We start from the raw sequence: 20,447 nt of genomic DNA on the forward strand, positions 1-20,447 counted from the left end.
GGAAATTTTCCAGAAAACCGTCTCTTCACGGGATATTCCGCTGCACCGACCCCATACCCGACCCCAAAAGAGAGAGGATGACGTTCCGTGGTGTCGATCGGAGAACGTGTACCTGATTTCGAAGTACCCGCCTATCGGGATGGGACGGTTATCTCCGTTCGCCTTTCCCGATTCCTCGGTTCCTGGGTAGTGCTTTGCTTTTATCCAGGCGATTTCACGTTCGTGTGCCCCACGGAGCTGACCAATCTGGCCATCAACTACGACTCTTTCCGATCGCTCGGCGCCGAGGTGATCACCATCAGTGTCGACAGCGTCTTCGTTCACAAGGCATGGGAGGAACATGAGCTGGGGAGCCTCATTCCACAAGGTCGCGTGCCCTTCATCATGGCGTCGGACCTCCGCCGAGAAATCGGCAATGCCTACGGAGCGCTCGACGAAAAGACCGGTGCGCATCTCCGGACAAGCTACCTCATCGACCCCGACGGTGTGCTCCAGGCCGCGGAGATCCTTGCTCCTTCCGTGGGCCGCAACATCCAGGAACTGCTCCGTCTCCTCTCCGCCTTCAGGCACGTGCGGGAGACGAACGGAGAGGAAGCGTGTCCGTCGGGCTGGTTTCCCGGCAAAACCACGTTGAAACCCCTTCCGGAACTCGTGGGCAAAATAAGCGCTGCCTGGAATCCCGAGAATCCGCTCATCTGGCCCCCCGGAAAGTGAGGCCTCCGGAACAATTCCGCAAAAAAACGAAAATGCTCCTCGTATTCGCGAAGAACCGTTTGTGATATTTTCTTGGCGGGTGGGGTGTCTCCGTTCGGCTCTTTCGACGTGAGGCGGCATACCTTTCGGGAGCACAAAAAATCCTCGAAGACGAGAGAAGGAGGTCATGACCGGGGTGATCTTTTTTACGAAAATGCGCGGTAACGGCGACGAGTTCATCGTCATCGACAACAGACAGTATAACTATTGCCCGGCGGAACTCGCGACTCTGGCAAGGGATCTCTGCCTAGAGAAGAATGTCCTCGCCGGCGGAGGGCTGCTCGTCTTCGAAAAAACGAGAGATCCCTCGCAGCATTTTTTCATGAGAGCCTTCAATTGCGACGGCACCGAGGAATTCCTTTCCGGAAACGGCGCCAGATGCCTTGCGGGACTCGCTTTCCAGATCGGCATCGCCCCACGGGAAATGGTCTTCGGCTTTTCCGGCGGAACCGTACAAGCAACGGTGGAGCCGGCCTCGCAAGATCCCGCAACAGCCGTGGTGACGCTCGACATGGGAGAAGTGGATCTGGCACAAGCACACTGGCACCAAGTATTCCCCTTCTGGGGCAAGACCTTCCTCTATCACGCGCTCTCCATCGGCGGCATTCCTCATTGTGTCATCCTTCTCGACCATCTCGAGGACCTATCCCCCTCCGACTTGGTTCCCCTCGCCCGAGGGCTTCGTTTCGACGAAAAACGTTTTCCCGAGGGCACAAATGTCAATTTTCTCGAACGAGACGAGGAAGGACAGGGCGTTCGGCTCCTCACCTACCAGAGAAACGTGAACCGTCTGACCAGTTCTTGCGGCACCGCCATCGCGGCGGGTGGAATTGTCGCGTGTCTCTCCCTGGGGTACTCTTCTCCGGTAAGCGTGACCACCCCCGGCGGCATCAGCGAGGTTACTGTCAGGCAGGATACCACCTCTCCGGAAAAAGTGCGCATTTCCCTTCGGGGCGAAGCGTCCTGCCTGACCAAGGGAACGATTCTCTTCGACGCGAGGAGCACCTTTCGGACGGCCCGTACCGTTTGCGCTCCTCTGCTCTGAAAAACGGTTATAGCCAGGTGCAGTAGAGAGAAACCCCGGCGAAAGGGCAGAGCACTATGCCTGCTCTTTTGTCGCGTACATCCTCCGATCCGCCTCGCGCAAGACTCTTTCAAGCGTGGACCCATCCTCGGGAAAAGCGGCGATACCGAAGTTCGCCCGGGCTTTCAAAGCCGGTTCGGAAAAACGAAGGGCACGACATGCTTCATCGAGACGGAGGACAAAGGCTTCCGCCATTTCTTTCGTCATTCCCGGAAAGAGCAGGAGAAACTCGTCCCCCCCGTAACGTCCCACTATACCTGAAGAATCCACGTTTTCCCGGAAACAACGGGCAATGGACACGAGTACTTCGTCGCCGAGAGCGTGGCCGAAGGTGTCGTTGATGTCCTTGAAGTGTTCCACATCGGCCATGACAATTGCAAAACTTCCTCCTCGCTCATCGAGCTCTCGTTGGGCATCTTCCATCCGTCGGAAGAGAAACCGACGATTCGGAATTCCCGTGAGGGCATCCGTAAGGGCCTGTCGTTCCAACTCCTCCAGAAGCTCGTTCACCGCCCAGGTGGCGCCGAGGCTGCGGGAGAGCACGTAAAACACCTCCTCGTCCTCCCGCGAGAAAGCCCCGATGTCGGGACTCTCCGCAACCAAAACGCCGAGAAGCCGATCTCCGTACATGATGGGAACATCAAGTTCCGACCGCGTCTCCTGAATAGTGGAAACATACATTTCGCTGAAACGAACGTCCGGGGTGTTTCGGAGTGTTTTCGTCCTCGCGGCCAATTCCACCAGACCGCCCCCGCTCCGTCTCCGCTTCGCGTCACGGAGAGCGAATTCTTTCTCCGAATATCCCGTGGAGGCAATAGTCCTGCACGCACCCGTCTCTTCATCCTCGATTTCGAAGAAAGTCACGTGGGTGTACTGGAAATTTTTTTTCAAAAGCTCCACGACGCGCTCGGCAATGAGCTTTCGATCTCTGAGCAGCGCGATCTCGCTCACGACATCATGGAGAAGACGCATGTGCCCCAACTCCCGAGAGAGCATCTCCATATTCGCGATGTTCTCCAGGACCACTGCCATGAAGCCCGCGACCAGGACGAGCACCTCCTGATCCCTGTGAGTAAAGGCATTCTCCACGGGACTGATGGCCACAAGCACCCCCCAGAGGAATTCCCTCGCAACAATGGGAACGGCGAGCTCCGAAAGCGTTCCGAATTCGTCCGGAACATATCTGGAATCTTTGCGGGTATCGTTGCACAAATAGGGAAGACGGGAATCGAGAACATGCCCCACAATTCCCTTTTTCTCCACGAGAAGCTCATGGAGTTCCTTGTCGCTCAGACGGTAATGGCCCTGAAAAGCCACGAGAGCAAGCGACTCTTTTCTGGTTTCCCTTCCGAAGAGCAGAATGCGCTCGAACCCCAGGTCGCTGTGAAGCACGCCCAGGATGAGGGGAAAGAGTTCCTTCGCGCTCCGGCAGGCGAAGAGCATCTGAGAGATGTCGAGGAGAGCCCGCAAAACGCGAACATGTTCTTCCGTCTCTTTTTTCTGAGCGACGAGGTTGTCCAGCGCAAGATTAAGTGCCTCCTGGGCACGAAAGAGATTCTTGCGGAACATCTTCCCCCGCTCAAGATTTCGCGTGAGCTGTTTTTCCGTCTCCAGATGGGAGAGAACGGATCCGAGCATTGCCGCGAGAAGACGAAGAAAACGGACATCTTCGTTCCGGAAAGCATTTTTTTCCGGCGATTGCACGTCGAGAACACCCAGAAGGGTACCATGCCACAGCAGAGGAATGCTCAGCTCCGATGCGGTATCCTCTTTGCCCACGATGTAGTCCTTATCGAGGGTGACATCTTCCACCAGTTGAATTTCCCCGGTTGCAAGAGCCCTACCGCAAATGCCCTCTCCTCTCCGGATAGTCGTGACGGAAGGAACGTACCCCGCAAAAGCCGCAAGGCGAAGGGAATCGCTGCGTCGGTCCAGGAGATACACCGAGGGATAGGCAAAACGAGTGCTCTCCGCAATGGCTTCCATCGCGAAGGAACAAGCCTGCTCGGGGTCTTTTGCTTCATCCACCCGTTGCAGGTAGCGGAACAGCGCCTCCTGTTCGTCCATGGAAGAGAAATGGTGAAAACATTCTCCGGATTGTCTCAACACCCAAACGCCCTCCGTCGCCGACACCGTGAAGACACAAAAAGAGTTCGAGCGGCGCGCCGCCCGAATTCCACGAGATCCCCGTAGAAGAAGAATACATCACGAAGCAGTGAGGCCGCAAGAATGGATTTGGAATGTCAATCTTCCGAAAGCATCCTCTTCTCGACAGGACAACCTTTGTTTGTCGCGCCGAACTCTGTTATACTCAAAAACAGGTCAGATTACACGAACAACTACAAAACAGGAGGTGTTTCTCCATGGAACGTACCGGAATCGTCACCATGAAAGGAAATCCCGTCACCCTGGTGGGACCGGAGATCAAACCCGGCGACGCCGCTCCGGATTTCACCGTCCTGGATGGAAAGCTCAGGCCTGTTACGCTGAAGGAACATGCCGGAAAGGTCGTCATTCTCAGCGTCGCGCCCTCGCTCGATACACCCGTGTGCGATCTCCAGGCCCATCGTTTCAACGACGAGGCCGCCGCTCTCGGTTCCGGCGTGGCAGTCCTCAATATCTCCATGGACCTGCCTTTCGCCATCAACCGTTTCTGTCTCACCGGCAACATCGAAAACATGCAGGTTCTCTCGGATCATCGAGACGCCTCTTTCGGAACGTCCTGGGGCGTTCTCATCAAGGAACTCCGCCTCCTCGCAAGAGCGGTCTTCGTGGTGGACGGCAGCGGCACGGTGCGCTACGCGGAAATCGTCCCGGAAGTCACGAATCATCCCGACTACGACAAGGCCATCCAGGCAGCGCGCTCTCTTGTCGTCTGAGTCCCTGGAAGCACCGCAGGAAAACCACCCCCAACACAGGACAGGGAGAGAAAAGAGTGTGTGTTTTCCTCTCTTCTCTCCCTGCCTGACTCCCGGCGGAGGTTTCGCACAGAACCGAAACCTCCGCGCATCTCCGCTTTTCAGAAATACGGTTGCGCGGAAATCCGAGTTCCCTTCCCGATTATGCCCTCCGACGTCGTCCCGGGAAACACCGGGGGCATGCCGATTTCCGCACGTTTCCGTAAAAGCGGCGTCCTGGGCAAAGCCTTTTTTGCCGCCGCTTGCTCAACTGCCGACGAGATCGGGAAACAGGGACAGCCTGCGCAGCGTCTCCGATTCGGGGACCCCTGTCTCCGCGTTCCACCCCCGAGCCGCATAGTACTCCCGGAGCATTTCCTCGTACTCCGACACAGCGCAGCGCGGATCGTCCGCATAGCGCCCGAATTCGGGAATTGCCCGAACCCGAGGATGGAGTGCATCGTCCCCGGCGGTAAACCCCTCCCGCCGGTTGAAGAGCCGCTGGAGGGTGAAAACCCGTTCTCCCGTCTCGAGCAGCTCCTCTCCGGAGACATTCCACCCCGTCGCGGCGGCGAGCATGGCCGCATAATCGTCCAGGGTCACTCCGGCGTACATGTAGAACTTGCAGGTGCAGAGAACCTCCGGGAGCATTCCCGCGTCCTGGAGAAGCCGTGCCGCCATGCCTTTCCCCCGCTCCTCCCAGGGGGAGATTTCCTCCGGATCGGGAAGGCCGAAGCGTCGCAGTCCGAAATCGAGCTTGTCCCCATCCCAGGCCTTCGCCTCCACGGGATGAATGTGGCACATTCCCCTCGGATTGGTTCCGTAGGTGAGGGCAAGAACCTTTCCGCCCCTCGGATCATGGGCGGGCCCTTCGAGCCCCTTTCCCGTCACGGCCCAGGTGAGGACCTCGGGCCGACCGAGCCGTTCCGCCGCGGCACGCACTCCGTCGGCAACCAGATCCCCCACACCTTCACGAAAGACGATCTTCCGCACCAGCGGCGCCAGAGCAGCACCGTTTCCCCAGGAAAGACCAAGGGATTGAGCATCCTCCGGCAATGGAACGCCCCGTTCGGCACATTCCATCAGAAAGGCCGCCGCCCCTCCGGCGGAGATGGTGTCCACCCCAAGTTCGTTGCAGAGCCACGAGGCATGCACCGCCGCATCCACGTTCTCGTTGGTCACGAAGGCGGTGAAGGCCGCCACGGATTCATACTCTCCACCATCGTGCTCGGGCGTGGCGAACGGACCCGATGCGACCGCGACACGCCGTCCGCACTGGAGCGTGCACCCGCGGTAGCACCCCTTGGAGGCCACAAGATTCTCCTCCATGAAATGCCGGAAGATCGCCTCCCCCTTTCCCCAGGAATTGCTCCGCCAGTTCTTCGTGGGCAGATCCCCCGAGGCATCGCTCCAGGCATAACCGCCCATGGTCCCGGCCCTGCGGAATTCCTTCGCCATGGGGTGTTGCAACACCTTCTCGTGCACCCGCCGGGTGGTCTCGCGAAAGGCTTCTGGGTCGGCGAGCGACACGGTACCCGTACCCCGAACGGCCAGGGCGAGGAGTTTCTTGGACCCCATGACGGCCCCAACACCGATTCGCCCCGCCGCCCGGTGACGGTGCATCACCGAGGCGAAACGGACCAGATTCTCTCCTGCGGGACCGATGGAGAGGACGAGCAGGGAGGGATCTCCCACCATCTCCGCCACAAGACGCTCTTTTTCCAGGGTCGTCTTTCCCAGAAGCGCCGCGCCGGAAAGAAAGGAGAGCTTTCCATCGTCCAGAAAAAGCACACACGGTTCCGCCGCGGAACCGGTCACCACGAGCACGTCCACACCGGCTTTCCGAAGGGTGATGCCCGCGTCGCACCCCATGCGGCTCTCCCCCCAGGCACCTGTCAGTGGAGAAGTGCAGCAGATTTCCAGGCTTCCGCCTCCGGGAACGCGGAAGTCCGTCAGCGGCCCCGTGGCGAAGAGGAGCAGACTCTCCGGGTGCAGGGGGTCGAGGCGGGCAGGCTGATGCTCCAGAAGGCACCGGACCGCATAGCCCGCACCACCGATGCACCCGCGCAGGTCCTTCCGAAGGGAATGTTTCGTCACCGTCTTCCGCGCCAGATCCACCCAGAGTTCGCATCCCGCGTATCCCGAACTCTTTTCCACGTTCCCGCCCCCTAGAGAAGTCCTTCCTTTTCGAGGAAGTTCCGAGCCACTTTTTCCGCCTCCATGCCCTCGTCGAACTGATAGTTCAGCTCCGCCATGGTAGCCTCGTCGATACGGCCGCTCACCTTTTCAATAATATCAAGCAACTGCGGATATTTCGCGAAGGTCTTCCGGTTGATCACGAAACAGGCACTGTAATCCGGGAAAAACCCCTTGTCATCCTCAAGGATCACCAGGTCGAGTTTTCGGATGCGCGAATCCGTGGAATAGGCGGCGATGACATCAACCTCCCCGGCCTCGATGGCCTTGTACATGAGGGCATACTCCATGGGAAGCACTTCCTTGAAGGAAATTCCGTAGTGTTTGCTCCACCCGGGATAGGCATCATGACGCGTGTCGAAGTTCGAATCCCCGCCGAGACGCCACTGTTTCGCGAAGGCCGCGAGGTCCGACGCCTTCTTCAGATTGTACTTCTCCGCGGTCTCTCGGCGCACCGCCATGGCGTAGGTGTTGTTGAATCCGAGAGGTTTCGCCCAGCTCATGTCGTACCGTTTCTCGAATTCGCTCTTCACGAGAGCGTAGGCCTCGTCGCGCCCCAGGGGCGGCCCCTCGTAACGCAACAGACCGATCAGATGGGACCCGGTCCAGCAGGGATAGATGTCGATCTGGTTGCTCCGCATGGCCTCGTGGAGCACCGCCACACCCGCGAAGTCGGAATTGAAGTTCACCTTGAGCCCCGTGTGAGCCTCCACCAGAAGTTTCGCCATGTTGGCGAGGATGTTCGATTCGTTCCAAGGCTGTCCACCGATACTGATGGTTCCCTTGTAGTCCTTGGGTGTCTCGGCAAATGCCGGTACCGCCAGACTGCCGAGCAAGACCCCAACAAGGAAAATTCCCATCACGCCGAAGCGCCACCACATCCGTCGGTTCTCACATCTCATGCCGCACCATCTCCTCTCCTGGAACATCTTTTTCCTCACGGACGCTCTCCTCCGCCGCATACTTGCGCGCCAGCCGGAGCGCCCTCCTTCGAGGCTCGAAATGATTCTGGAGCATTTTCAGGCCCTGATCCGCCAGAAGGGCCAACACCGTCGCGGGCAGTGCCCCGGCGAGCACCACTTCCTGCCGCAAGGCACCGAGTCCCGCGAAAATCAACTTGCCGAGCCCCCCTCCACCGATGGCCGAAGCGAGGGTTGCCGTGCCGATGACCCATACCGTGGCAACCCGAATGCCCGCGATGATCACCGACCGGGCCAAAGGAAGCTGGACCTTGAGGAGAATCTGCGTCTCCGTCATGCCCATGCCCCGGGCCGCCTGAATCATGACGGGAGAGACGTTGCGCAGCCCCGTGTAGGTGTTCTGCAACACCGGAAGCACCGCGTAGAGCACGAGAGCGCAGATGGCGTTGTCGTTCCCGATACCGAAGACGAAAATAAGAAACCCCAAGAGGGCCAGGCTTGGAATGGTCTGAAAGACGTTCGCCACGCCGATGACCACCGAGGCCAGTTTCTCCCGCTTGGAGAGGTAAATCCCAAGGGGAATGCAGATGAGGAGGGTGATGCAAACGGCGATGCCGGAGATCATCACGTGCTGCCCCGTAAGGGCCAGGATGCGGGGCCAGTTCTCCGAGACATAGGTGACGAAGAGTTCCCAAAACGTCCGTTCAGGAGGAAACATCAGGCACCCGCCTCCTTTCTGCTTCGAGAGAGCCTTCCGATGGCAAGCCTGGCCAGGCTTCCACTGGTGACGACACCCAGAAACACGTTCTCCCGGTTTACCACGGGGATGGAGAGATCCATGTCGGCGAGCATCTCCGCCGCATCCCGTATGACCGCCTCCTCGAAAATGAGCTTTCGGTTTCGCCGCACCGCCTCCCGAAGGGTGCCCCCGTTCCGGAGCGTCCGTTTGAGCACCGGCAGATAGAGCATGCCCACCCAATTTCCCCTGGCATCCACCACCTGGGCGGTTTCCAGGCCATCATCCTCCATGCGTTCCAAAACATCCCTGGGATCCTCTCCGGGAGCAACCCGAAGGAACGGATCATGAAGCAACGTCTCCAGCGAGGATTCGGGAGAGATGGAGGCGAGACGATCCTCGCCGATGAAAGAGCGCACGAAGTCATTGGCGGGCGCATTCTGGATTTCCTCGGGAGATCCCATCTGCTCGATCTTTCCCTGGCGCATGAGCACCACACGGTCCGCCAGCTTCAGCGCCTCGTCCATGTCGTGGGTGACGAAGACGATGGTCTTCCGCAAGGATTTGTTCAGCTCCTTGAGTTCACTCTGGAGCACGTCCCGGGTAATCGGATCGAGAGCGCCGAAGGGTTCGTCCATGAGCACCACCGGAGGATCCGCCGCGAGGGCCCGCAGGACACCGATGCGCTGCTTCTGCCCGCCGCTGAGCTGGTCGGGAAGACGGTGCCGAAACTTCGCCGGGTCCAGCCCCGCCAGGGCCAGCAGCTCGTCGACCCTGGCGTCGATGCGTCCGCTGTGCCATCCGAGCAGCCTGGGCACAATGCCGATGTTCTCCGCCACGGACATGTGGGGCCACAGGGCAATCTCCTGGATCACATAGCCGATGCCCCGACGAAGCTGCACCGGGTCCACCGAACGGATGTCCCGACCGTTGACGCGAATTCGTCCGGAAGTGCTTTCCTCGAGACGGTTTATCATCTTCAGACTGGTGGTCTTACCACAGCCGCTCGGGCCGATGAGCACCACGAATTCTCCCTCTCCGACCTCCAGATCCAGTTCCTTCACCGCCTCGGTGCCATCGGCGAAAACCTTGGAGACCGCCTCAAAAGTTACCATCCGCACCTTGCCCCCTTCTTCATCAAAGCACCACGTTCCATTCCATGTTTTTCGTTGTACCGGAGCGTTCAGCAAGCGCGGGCACCGCTTCGTCGAAGGCCCGGAGAAAACGGTCCATCTCCTTCGTGGTCCCCACGGTGACGCGCAGCGCACCCGGAAATCCCCATCCCGAACAGGGACGGACGATAACGCCTCGCAGAAGCAACTCCTTGGCGAGGGTTTCTCCGTCGTAGGGTGTGTCCGCAAAGACGAAATTCGCCCGGGAAGGCACCACGAAACACCCTCGATCCTCCAGTGCGCGCTCCAGCCGTTCCCGGTCGGCGAAAATACGCTGCCGCGCCGCCTCGAGCTCCGCTTTTCCGTGGCGCAGCAGCGCCACGGCTCCAGCCAGAGCAATTCTGTTGGCGTTAAAGGGCTCGCTCACCGTGTCGATGGCAGTGACAACGTCGGCGGAGGCCAGGGCATACCCGAGCCGGGCTCCGGCAAGCCCGTAGTACTTGGAGAAGGTCCGTACGACGATAAGGTTCCGTTTCTCCCGAAGAAGCCGCACTCTGTCGGGAAGTTCTGCCGGCGGCGCGAACTCCGCATAGGCCTCGTCGAGGATCACCCAGGCCGTTTCCGGAAGACGATCCAGAAGACATTCAAAGGCCTTTCTGTCAAAGATGCTTCCGAGAGGGTTGTTCGGATTGGAAATCCACACCAGCTTCGTCTTCGCCGTCACGGCCTCGGCCATGGCATCGGGATCGACCCGCCAGTTCCGGACCGGCACTTCCACCACCCGGGCCCCCATAAGACGGGAAATTTCCTTGTACAGGCCGTAGGTGACCCCCGATCGGATCACCTCGTCTCCCTCGTCGAGAAAGCACTTGCCGAGATTCTGGAGCATCCCCTCCGCGCCGTGGCTGACGGCCACCTGCGAGACATCCAACCCGTACAGCTCCGCGAGCAGCTCCTTGATCTCCGTGAATGTCGCGTCCGGATAGCGGTGCACCCGCCGCAACTCCTCCGTCATGGCCCGCAGCGCCGTGGGAAACGGGGCGTAGGGGTTCTCGTTCGACCCCAGCTTGATCACATCGGTAAGCCCCAGTTCCCGTTCCACCTCGGCGATGGTCTTTCCCGGGACATATCCTTCCATGGCGATCACAGTCTTGCGCAATCCCTTCACGTCATGCAGCGCCATATCCTACACCTCCCTGCCGGCATCCACGCGGATAAGCGTGGGCATCTCCCGTCCCAGCGCAGCCGCGACCGCTTCAGCCAACTCCGCCCCGGACGAGACGGCAACCCCGGAAATGCCGTAGGATGCGGCCAAAAGCCTCAGATCCGGCCCGAGCAGATCCACCCCCAGATATTCCCCGGGATGCCGGGCCTCCTGGTTGCGTCGGATCTCTCCGTAACCGCCGTTGTCCCAGATCACCACGGGAAGGGAAAGTTTCTCCTGACAGGCCACGGCCAGCTCGGGCAGGGTAAACTGGAACCCTCCGTCTCCAGAGAAGACACAGACCGGGCGATCCAAAGCGGCGAGCTTCGCTCCCACCGCTGCCGGCAGAGCATAACCGAGCGTTCCGAACCCTACGGGGTGCAGGAAGGACCGGGGAGAGAAAACAGGAAATTCGCTGAGCGCCACATAGGCGGGACCCGTCATGTCCATGACGAGGAGCCCCTCGTCGGGGAGTCCCCGGCGAAGCCCCCGGAGCATGTCCAGCATGAAGGGAAGTGCCGTGCCCATGCGCGTTACCGCGGCGAGTTCGTTTTGGGAATTCTGGAGCAAGGTTTTGACCTCCTCCGACCGGGGAGGCCGAGAGACATGCAGGTCCGCGAGAAGGCGGCGCAGTACATCCCGGGCGTTCCCCTCAAGGGAAACGTGGGCGGGAAGGTTGCGAGAGAGCGCCGAAGGATCGGTATCGATGCGAATGAGATGCCCCTTCGGACGAAGCGGAGCCTCCCAGAGATCCGCGGGTGCCAGTTCCGTTCCGACAGCGAGAAGAACATCCGCCTCCTCGACGGCGTTGCGGACCGACGGAAAATGCAGACGTGTGCCAAGGGAAAGCGGGTGCTTTTCGGGGAGAAGACCCTTTCCGGCTGTTGTGGTGACCACGGGGGCGCCAAGACGTTCCGAGAGTGTTTCGATCTCCGGAGCTGCCGTCACGGAGCCGCCTCCGGCGAGGAGCATCGGGGTGGAAGCATTGCGAAGCAGGGAAATCACTGTGGCAAGATCGGTTTCGGAAGGGGGTGGGCCCAGTGGAACAAAGAGGTCCCGCACGCCCGGCGGCGCGGTTTTCGGATCGCGCCCCGAGGCGGTGAAACCGGGCCACGCAAAGGACGAAACATCGTCGATCTCCGTACCCAGCACATCCAAAGGGATCTCCAGATGGACCGGTCCGGGGCGCCCGGAAAGGGCGGTCCGCATCGCCTGCGCCACGGCGCAGGGAATCTCTTCCGCAGCATGGATGCGGCGACTTTCTTTGGCCACCGAGGCAACCATGATCGTGCTGTTCCGCAGCTCGTGGAGAAAACCGCTTTTTCCGGCGAGAAAGGCCCGTGGCACCTGACTGGAGATCACAAGCAGGGGAACGGCGTCGGCAAACGCCTGCCCCATGGGGGTGAGAATGTTCGTGAGCCCCGGTCCTGAAATGACGAGAGCGACACCAACCCTTCCAGTGGAACGGGCATAGCCGTCGGCCATGAACCCGGCCCCCTGTTCGTGCCGGGCCGTGACGACCCGAAGAGCGCTTTGCAACAGCCCGTCGTAGATATGAAGCGTGTGCAGACCGGGAATGCCGAACACCGTATCAACACCGCACGTTTCGAGGCTTTGCACCACGAGATGTCCGGCGGATTGCTTTCTCATGCCACCAACTCCTTCCTCCGTTCCACCTTCTTTTCGTTTTTTCCGTGTTCTTCGATCCATCGAGGCGGCAGCGCACAAAAAACCTTCTTTTCCCCCTCTGTCGGGAAAAGTCTCTGCGGCACCTATTTCTGCTTCTTCGTCTCCCACGATACTTCTGCGACGTGTCCGCCGGTTTCCTCGTTCGGAACGGGAACACCTCGGCACTTGAATGGAACTGAATGAAAAGGGGAAACCGCGTACGGAGACCTCGCAAATTTACCATGCGACCACAGCACAATAAAATCACTTTTAGATAAGAGCACTGCAAAAAGAACTATCTTCATTCGCAACGCAAAGATAGCATACCCAAATATGGATCAGATGTCAAACCGAATGGATTCATTCCATTCCAGAACGTGATGGAACTCCTCGAAAAACAAAAAGCGGCACCCTCTCACAGGTGGTGCCGCTCGAAAAGGAGGACACTTTCTTGAGTTCCTCCACCGCTCAGGTCAATGTTCCGGGCCCCCGATTCCGTTCCACCCCGAGACATTGTCCCTTTCAGAAATGCCGGCAAGACCTTCGAAGCGGTTCGGCATTCTTCAGACTTCCCTCTCGTCCCTGAAACGCTCGGCAACCTCCTGAAATTCCTCCTCAAGGGCCACAAAGGCACGCACCACTGCCGGATCGAATTTCATTCCGCTCTGAGCACGAATGAAAGCCGATGCATCCGCGTGCGTCCAAGGCACCTTGTAGGGACGACGGCTCCGCAACGCATCATACACGTCCGCCAGGGCCACAATGCGCCCGTTCAACGGGATGACGGAGCCGGCAAGTCCTCGGGGATATCCGGTGCCGTCGTAGTTCTCGTGGTGGGAGAGCGCGATCTCCGCCGCCGTTTCGAGGCTCGAATGGCCGTGGAGAATGTTGTACCCTATGGTCGTATGGGTTTTCATGATCTCGAACTCTTCGGGCGAGAGCTTCCGTGGCGCAAGGAGAATGCCGTCGGGAATGCCAACTTTGCCGATGTCGTGAAAAGGAGCGAACGTCTCCAGGTCCAGAAGTTCCTTCCCCATGAGTCCCAGATAGGCACCCACGATGCGGCAATAGGCGCTGACCCGCAGAAGGTGCGCCCCGGTCTCCATATCCCGAGCCTCGGCCGTTTCCGCAAGAGCCCTGTACAGGTCGAGCCGCGTGTTCCGCTCCTCCTCCACTCTCCGGGTAATGTCCATGGGTGTTCCGAGAAAGGCCGTCAATTCACCACGCTCATCCCGCACCGCGCTGATGTAAAGACGTACCCACAAAAGTGTTCCGTCTTTGCGGCGATTGACGATTTCTCCTTCCCACCGTCCCTTTTTCGGGTCGATGATACTCTCCCACATTTCGCCAAAAAGACGATCGTACTGCTCTTCCGTGTATCCCAGATCCTTATAGACCTTTCGCCCAGGGTTGAGAATGCCCGGCGTTTTCCCCAGAGCTTCCTCCTGAGAATAGCCGTAGAGTTCCTCGAAGGCCCGGTTCACGTAGAGAATTCTGCCCGTCGTATCCGTGACGGTCATGCCGTGAATGGCACTCTGAAAAGCCCGGTGGAGGAGTTCCTTTTCCTGGCTGATCTTCCGGTATTCCGTGACATCCGTCACGTTCGCCATGCATGTCCCCTGCCGGGGGAAGGGGGAGAGCTTCACGTCATAGAAACGCCCCTTCCAGGCGATGTCGAAGCTCAGGACATCACCCGGAGCAAGGCTCCTTTCCAGAAGCTCCCTGTAGTCCGGCGGCAACAGATTCTCCAGACCCCGGAGATCCTCGAAACCGTGTTCTCCGAGCCATTTCCACGCGCTGGGATTGGCAAAGGAAATGCTCCCAGCGGCATCGATCTGAAAGACCACGTTAGGGTTCGCGAGTGGAAAGAGGGCCATGCGCTGCAATTCCTCGGCAAGACGATACTCCTCGGAGACGTTCCGCCCAAGGAAGGAGAAGCCTTCCAGCTTTCCCACCTCGGAAAAATGGGGGATCACGCTCCAATGCACGTGAAACTCCTTTCCCGCGGTGGTAATGTGGTGAAGTCGGAATGAGTCCGAAGCGGAACGTTCCCCGATGATGGTCCGAAGGCGTTCACGCAGGAAAACTTTTCTGGAATCGTGAACGAAGTCCTCGAAAGTCCTCGCGCTTCCGTCGCTCACGACAATGCCAAAAAGGTGTTCCGCTGCGGGGTTGAGGAACGTGAACCGAAGCGCCGCATCGATCTCCACCAGAAGGTGCTCCGTTCTCTCCACGAGAGCGCGAAAACGGCTCTCGCTTTCTCTGGCCATGCGTTCCATACATTGCCATTCCGTCATGTCCCTGAACTGTTCCATCACGGCGACGACCCGCCCATCCTCATCCAGAAGGGGCGAGGCGAAAATGAGACAGGGGATGTTTCCCCCCGTCCTGGTGGGAACATCCATGCAAAATTCCAACGTCTCCTCCGCAGTGAAAGAGTGTTCCAAGGGACAATCGGGGCCGTTGCAGAAGGGGGCACGAAGGATCTCAAAGCAGGGTTTTCCCTCTACTTCATCCACAGCATAGCCGAAAATGCGGGAGAACATGCGGTTGGCCCGGAGAATGCGGCGGGTTCTTCCCAGAATCAGAATGCCCTCGGCGGAGGCATGAAAAAGCTGCTCCAGATTCCATCCGTTCTCTTCGGAGAGAATCCCTGCTTCTTCGGAAACACCACCTCGCGAGGAGCAGGCTGAACAGAATCGTTGCTCTTCTTCGTTTCCCGGGTCCAACATACTCCTCCGCCTCCTTCTTTCTTTTGGCCAAACATGGTCGCAACACGTATGTTTCTCCTAGGATACTCCATTCTTTCCGGAATAAAAACAAAAATTCCGCCCGCAAAACTACCGGTCCTCTTCCTCGGAAATGCTTCGAAGCCGTTTCCGAAACACTGATCAGGGCTTCGGACATGGCTTTGCGGAGAGTGCGATTTCGCGGAACACCTTCGTTCAAGGGAAGAGACGTTCCGGAAAGTACGACGGACGTCAGTTTTCCGGAGACACAAAAAACGCGGTGGAGAAAGGTGTTATCCACCCTGCTCCACCGCGTTGTAACGAGAGACGTTCCAAGGGTGTAAAGATCCTGAAGGATCGCGTCAGCTTCTGACCGAACTCCTGCCCGCGGCAGCATCACGAATGAGTTTGACGAGTTCGTTCCGCTCCTCTTCAAGTCCCGTCATTTTCCGTTCCAAGTACATGATTTTCTCCGGATCCATACCGAACATAATCCATTCCTCCCTGTGCTCCGTCCCTTTTCCGGAGAGAAGCTCCCGGAAAAAGAAAACTCCTTGACGTAAGCACAAGCTACACCCGTTCTCATTGTTTGTCAAAACGAGAATTTATTTTATAATTCAATCGATTCATCAATCAAGACAAAAGACTCCCCTGAAAGAAACCTATGGAAAATCCAGAGAAACCCTGAATAAAGACCTTTCGCTTTCCCTTGACTCAGGTCGCATCAGGCTCTGCGAGGCGCCCTGCGGGGCTGACGCAGCCTTATTCAGAGATTCCTCAAGACAAAAGACTCCCCTGAAAGAAACCTATGGAAAATCCAGAGAAGCCCTGAATAAAGACCTTTCGCTTTCCCTTGACTCAGGTCGCATCAGGCTCTGCGAGGCGCCCTGCGGGGCTGACGCAGCCTTATTCAGAGATTCCCAGATAGAAACACCTCTCAAAAATTCCTCGTGATGTTCCAAAAAAGAAACAAATACACTCTTTCAGTTGCTTTTTGCCCTAAAAGACACAACAGCTGCTACAAACTCCGTCCCCGGACGACTACGTTGCGCGGGTGTCCCTCCATCCATGCCGTGATATTCTCGAAAACGATCCGCGCTCGCTTCGCAAGCGCTTCCTCTGTGGCGAACCCTCCATGAGGCGCCAACAAGGTGTTGGGTGCGTCGAGAAGGGGATGATCGGCGGGAATGGGCGGCTCCATTTCGAACACGTCGATGCCCGCGCCCTTCAAATGCCCCTCTTTCAATGCGACGGCAAGGGCGTGGGAATCCACCACTCCACCCCGGGAAACATTCAACAGCAGGGAGCCAGGTTTCATGCGGGCGATCCGCTCCCGGTCAAACAGGAGTCTCGTCTCCTCCGTAAGCGGCATATGGAGGGAGACGATGTCGCAGGTGGCGAGAAGCTCGTCCAGATCCACATAGGTGACCCCGAGCGCCAGGGCTTCCTTCCGGACGCTGCGGCTCCAGGCGACCACCTCACATCCGAAGGCAAGGAGCAATTCCGCCACCCGAAGACCGATCGCGCCGGTTCCGACAATCCCCACTTTTTTCCCCTGGAGTTCCTTTCCCAGATAGGTGCGGACACCACCCTGACGAACGACCCTGTCCCCTTCGGCAACACAGCGGAGAACACCGAGCATGAGTGCGATGGTCATTTCCGCCGTGGCCTGCGTGGCATACCCCGCGGCATTACATACCCAGATGCCCCGCTCACAACAGGCGGCGCAATCCACGTGGTCCGTCCCGGTAAAGGCCACGGAAAGCATCCGCAACTCCGGCAGAGCACGAATGAGATCTCCTCCGAAGGGGACGTTGGCGAGAACCACCGCCGACGCTCCTTCCGCGCGCCTGCGGAGGATCTCCATGTCAGTGCTCCGCTCGCTCTCGAAACAGACCTCGTGTCCCGCCGTGCGAAAAGGAGCCGCAAGTCCGTCGAGAAGCTCCTGGGGAACACCCAGCGGTTCCACAACAGCGATACGCATGGCTCTCATCCTCCGTAGGTTTTCGCGGTCTCCAACCCCTGGAGCACGCGCAAGGCGCCTTCCGCAAGGGCGCGCAGTTCATCCTCGCCCTCGTAGACCTTCACGGGGGCGATCCACTGTACCCGCCTGCGAATGCGCTCCACGAAATCCTCGGCGTAGGCAAGTCCCCCCGTGAGGAGAATCGCGTCCACCACTCCTCGAAGCGTCACCGCCCTGGACCCGATCTCCCTGGCCACCTGGTAGGTCATGGCATCCAAGATCAGCGCCGCCGAAGCGTCGCCTTCGTCAACGCGACGATAGGCCTCGCGAAGGTCATTAGTACCCAGATGGGCAACCATGCCACCGCCGCCCACAAGTTTCCGCAGCATGGTCTCCAGGTCCACGGCCCCACTGAAACAGAACTTGACCAGTTCTCCCGCGGGGAGAGACCCCGCCCGCTCCGGCGAGAAGGGGCCCTCTCCGTCAAGAGCGTTGTTGACATCCACCACCCTTCCGTGAAGGTGGGCACCCACGGAGATGCCGCCCCCCATGTGGGCCACCACGAGGTTGAGTTCCTCGTAGCGTTTCCCTGTCTCCGCGGCGAAACGACGAGCCACGGCCTTCTGGTTCAGCGCGTGAAAGATGGAGCGTCTTTCGATGCCGGGGAAACCCGAGAGTCGTGCCTGGGGAAGTAGCTCATCCACCACGACCGGGTCTACAATGAAGGCGGGCTTACCCCCGGCCTCCTGCGCCAGGGAAAGCGCCAGAGGCGCCCCGAGATTGCTCGCGTGTGTTCCGTAACGGCACGAAATGAGATCCTCCAGCATGGGAGCGTTCACCACATAGGTGCCTCCCTCGATGGGACGAAGCAGTCCTCCCCGTCCCACCACGGCATCCACGTCGGCAAGGCTGATTTTCTCCGCGTCGAGAACCTTGAGGATTTCCGTCCTCCGAAACGTCTCCTGGTCCGCCATGGAGACGAATTCCCGCAACAGCTCCACGTTATACCGTTGGGTGTGGGAGAAAAGTTCCTGGCCGTCCCGGAACAGGGCAAACTTGGTACTGGTGGAGCCGGGGTTGATCACGAAAATCGTGAAGGAACCGTCCTTCGACACAGTCATGCGCACTCCCTCCGAGGTAAAACACTACGAACGAAGGGGCCGCACACAGCGGCCCCTTCGTTGTCCATCTTCGGGCGTCAGCGCCCCTGGTGGGCAGCGAGAGCCACAGCGGAGGCAATGGAGAGAAGCTTCGTCTCCGCCGTATCCGTGCGGCTCGTGAGAACCACCGGCGCCTTGGCACCCAACACGAGACCGGCAGTCTTGTTTCTCGCGAAGTAGACGATGGCCTTGGCCATCATGTTTCCCGCCTCGATGTCCGGCACAAGAAGAATGTCCGCGTTCCCCGCCACTTCGGACTCGATTCCCTTGTGCTTCGCCGCTTCCACGCTGATGGCGTTGTCCAGGGCGAAAGGACCGTCCACGACGCATCCCTTGATCTGCCCGCGGCGACTCATCTGAGCAAGGGCTGCCGCGTCGAGCGTGCAGGGCATGTCCGGATTCACCACCTCCACGGCACCCAAAACGGCGACTTTGGGATTCGCGATGCCGAAGGCATGGGCGAGTTCCACCGTATTGTTCAGGATGTTCACCTTCGCCTGAAGGTCCGGATACATGTTGAACGCGGGATCGCAGATGAAGAAGACCCGGTCGTATCCTTCCACCTGATGGATGTAGACATGGGAAATGAGCGCTCCCGAGCGGAGTCCCTTCTCCTTGTTGAGAACGCCCCGAAGGAAGTTGGCGGTCTTGATCATCCCCTTCATGAGAATGTCCGCGCTCCCCGACGACACGAGTTCCACGGCCTTGAGGGCCACGGCGTTCTCGTTGCCCCGTTCGTCCACGACCTCATAGTTCGCGAGATCGATGCCCAGCTTCGCCGCCACATCGGCGATCTTCACCGCGTTGCCCACGAGGATCGCGGTGGCGATGCCGTTCTTGCGGGCATCCTCGACGGCTTCCATGACCTCCGCGTCCTCCGCCAGGGCGACGCTGATCTTGCGGGGCCCGATCTCCCGGGCGTACTCCATCAGTTCCGTCAACGACCGAATCTGCTTCATGCTGGTCAGAACCTCCCCTTGTAATTTGGAAAGTATGGATGAGCGTTTCCATCTCTTGGATACACTATACCGCTCTCTCGAACATACGCCAAGACGATCTCCCCTCTCCGGTTCATCTTCCGGAGAGGGTTATTTTCTGGAAAGAACGGCACCGAGAGCGATGGAAAGGAGCTTCGTCCGGGCCGAATCGATTCGGCTGGTGAGCACCACCGGAACTTTCGCCCCGAGAATCACACCCGCTCCCTCGCCTCCGGTGAGGTAGAGCATGGTCTTTCCCAAGAGATTCCCCGCCTCGATGTCGGGAACGAGAAGGATGTCCGCCTTTCCGGCGACGTCCGAATCGATGCCCTTGTGTCGAGCGGCTTCCTCGCTCACCGCGTTGTCCAGCGCCAGGGGGCCGTCAACCAGACACCCCTTGATCTGTCCTCGCCGTTGCATCTGGGTGAGCGCCGCCGCATCGAGCGTGCAGGGCATGTCCGGATTCACCACTTCCACGGCGGAGAGCGCCGCCACCCGAGGACAGACACATCCGAGCGCGTGGTAACAGTTCACCGCATTTTCAAGAATTCCAACCTTGGCCTGGAGATCCGGATAGGTGTTGATCCCTCCGTCGGTCAGTCCGTAGAAACGCCCCATCTTCGGAATGTAGAAGAGGAACAGATGACTCAGCAGCGCTCCGGAGCGTAACCCCCACTCCTTGTTGAGCACCGCTTTGAGAAGCGTCGCCGTCTTGACCATGCCCTTCATGAGAGTGTCCGCCCGTCCTTCGGCAACCATCCGAACCGCCCGCTCCGCCGCATCGGCTTCACCGGGCTCGTGCACGATTTCGAACGCTCCGGCATCGACGCCCACTGTTTCCGCGACTCTCTCGATCTTCGCCCGGTCACCCACGAGAACGCCCTCGACAATACCCTGTCGCCGTGCCTCATTCAGTGCGACGAGCACATCCTCATCCTGGGCGCAGACGGCGGCGATGCGCATACGTTTGCCATCGCGACAACGGTCGAGCAGGAAATCAAGATTCCGACAAGAAGAGAACTCTCCATCATGCGTCATGCTTCTTCCG

Annotated in this window: 16 protein-coding genes; 3 read left to right on the forward strand and 13 right to left on the reverse strand. The window is 59.1% G+C overall.

The genetic code is table 11. The features are described from left to right. The first annotated feature begins 87 nt into the window (after window positions 1–87). Together prxU and dapF are read left to right on the forward strand one after the other, a co-directional pair. On the forward strand, window positions 88–714 hold the full coding sequence (gene prxU / locus K349_RS16870; RefSeq protein ID WP_051464302.1) for a thioredoxin-dependent peroxiredoxin: 627 nt from the start codon (window positions 88–90) through the stop codon (window positions 712–714). A 166-nt stretch (window positions 715–880) separates the two neighbouring features. Further along, window positions 881–1,798 carry a diaminopimelate epimerase gene (dapF, locus tag K349_RS0108900; protein WP_051464303.1) on the forward strand — a complete coding sequence of 306 codons (918 nt, stop codon included), beginning with the start codon at window positions 881–883 and terminating at the stop codon, window positions 1,796–1,798. 54 nt (window positions 1,799–1,852) lie between these two features. On the opposite strand, the gene K349_RS0108905 is transcribed toward dapF, so the two are convergent. Then, a complete protein-coding gene (locus K349_RS0108905) occupies window positions 1,853–3,946 on the reverse strand; it encodes a diguanylate cyclase (protein ID WP_029165499.1) in 2,094 nt (697 codons plus the stop codon). 254 nt (window positions 3,947–4,200) lie between these two features. Between K349_RS0108905 and tpx the strand changes: the two genes are divergently transcribed. Beyond that, window positions 4,201–4,716 (forward strand): thiol peroxidase, encoded by a 516-nt coding sequence (gene tpx / locus K349_RS0108910; protein WP_029165500.1) that lies wholly within the window; start codon window positions 4,201–4,203, stop codon window positions 4,714–4,716. Between the two features lie 285 nt (window positions 4,717–5,001). Here the strand turns inward: tpx and K349_RS0108915 are convergent, their stop codons facing one another. The 12 genes from K349_RS0108915 to K349_RS0108980 all read right to left on the reverse strand — a co-directional run bounded on the left by K349_RS0108915 (window position 5,002) and on the right by K349_RS0108980 (window position 20,437). Further along, window positions 5,002–6,891 carry an aldehyde ferredoxin oxidoreductase family protein gene (locus K349_RS0108915; protein ID WP_029165501.1) on the reverse strand — a complete coding sequence of 630 codons (1,890 nt, stop codon included), beginning with the start codon at window positions 6,889–6,891 and terminating at the stop codon, window positions 5,002–5,004. An 11-nt stretch (window positions 6,892–6,902) separates the two neighbouring features. Beyond that, window positions 6,903–7,832: a glycine betaine ABC transporter substrate-binding protein gene (locus tag K349_RS0108920; protein WP_029165502.1), complete on the reverse strand. Its 930-nt coding sequence runs from the start codon at window positions 7,830–7,832 to the stop codon at window positions 6,903–6,905. Then, complete coding sequence (locus K349_RS0108925) at window positions 7,822–8,568, reverse strand: ABC transporter permease (protein ID WP_029165503.1); 747 nt, start codon at window positions 8,566–8,568, stop codon at window positions 7,822–7,824. Before K349_RS0108925 ends, K349_RS0108920 begins: the two co-directional genes overlap by 11 nt. Then, on the reverse strand, window positions 8,568–9,701 hold the full coding sequence (locus K349_RS0108930) for a betaine/proline/choline family ABC transporter ATP-binding protein (RefSeq protein WP_029165504.1): 1,134 nt from the start codon (window positions 9,699–9,701) through the stop codon (window positions 8,568–8,570). Before K349_RS0108930 ends, K349_RS0108925 begins: the two co-directional genes overlap by 1 nt. 22 nt (window positions 9,702–9,723) lie before the next feature. Continuing rightward, window positions 9,724–10,881 (reverse strand): histidinol-phosphate transaminase, encoded by a 1,158-nt coding sequence (gene hisC / locus K349_RS0108935; protein ID WP_029165505.1) that lies wholly within the window; start codon window positions 10,879–10,881, stop codon window positions 9,724–9,726. Window positions 10,882–10,884: 3 nt separating this feature from the next. Then, window positions 10,885–12,552, reverse strand: a complete 1,668-nt coding sequence (locus K349_RS0108940) for a 5-guanidino-2-oxopentanoate decarboxylase (RefSeq protein WP_029165506.1) — start codon at window positions 12,550–12,552, stop codon at window positions 10,885–10,887. Between the two features lie 581 nt (window positions 12,553–13,133). Further along, complete coding sequence (locus K349_RS18045; protein WP_029165507.1) at window positions 13,134–15,302, reverse strand: PAS domain S-box protein; 2,169 nt, start codon at window positions 15,300–15,302, stop codon at window positions 13,134–13,136. A gap of 359 nt (window positions 15,303–15,661) precedes the next feature. Continuing rightward, window positions 15,662–15,790, reverse strand: a complete 129-nt coding sequence (locus K349_RS19885; RefSeq protein WP_274703385.1) for a hypothetical protein — start codon at window positions 15,788–15,790, stop codon at window positions 15,662–15,664. A gap of 527 nt (window positions 15,791–16,317) precedes the next feature. Beyond that, entirely contained in the window at window positions 16,318–17,283 is a 966-nt protein-coding gene (locus K349_RS0108965) for an NAD(P)-dependent oxidoreductase (protein WP_029165508.1), read from the reverse strand. A gap of 5 nt (window positions 17,284–17,288) precedes the next feature. After that, window positions 17,289–18,383, reverse strand: a complete 1,095-nt coding sequence (gene buk, locus K349_RS0108970) for a butyrate kinase (RefSeq protein ID WP_029165509.1) — start codon at window positions 18,381–18,383, stop codon at window positions 17,289–17,291. 77 nt (window positions 18,384–18,460) lie between these two features. Then, complete coding sequence (gene ptb / locus K349_RS0108975) at window positions 18,461–19,381, reverse strand: phosphate butyryltransferase (RefSeq protein ID WP_029165510.1); 921 nt, start codon at window positions 19,379–19,381, stop codon at window positions 18,461–18,463. A 129-nt stretch (window positions 19,382–19,510) separates the two neighbouring features. Then, window positions 19,511–20,437 carry a bifunctional enoyl-CoA hydratase/phosphate acetyltransferase gene (locus tag K349_RS0108980; protein ID WP_029165511.1) on the reverse strand — a complete coding sequence of 309 codons (927 nt, stop codon included), beginning with the start codon at window positions 20,435–20,437 and terminating at the stop codon, window positions 19,511–19,513. Between the last annotated feature and the right edge of the window lie 10 nt (window positions 20,438–20,447).

Origin of the sequence: Aminiphilus circumscriptus DSM 16581 (genome assembly GCF_000526375.1) — a bacterium.
GTDB classification, from domain to species: domain Bacteria; phylum Synergistota; class Synergistia; order Synergistales; family Aminiphilaceae; genus Aminiphilus; species Aminiphilus circumscriptus.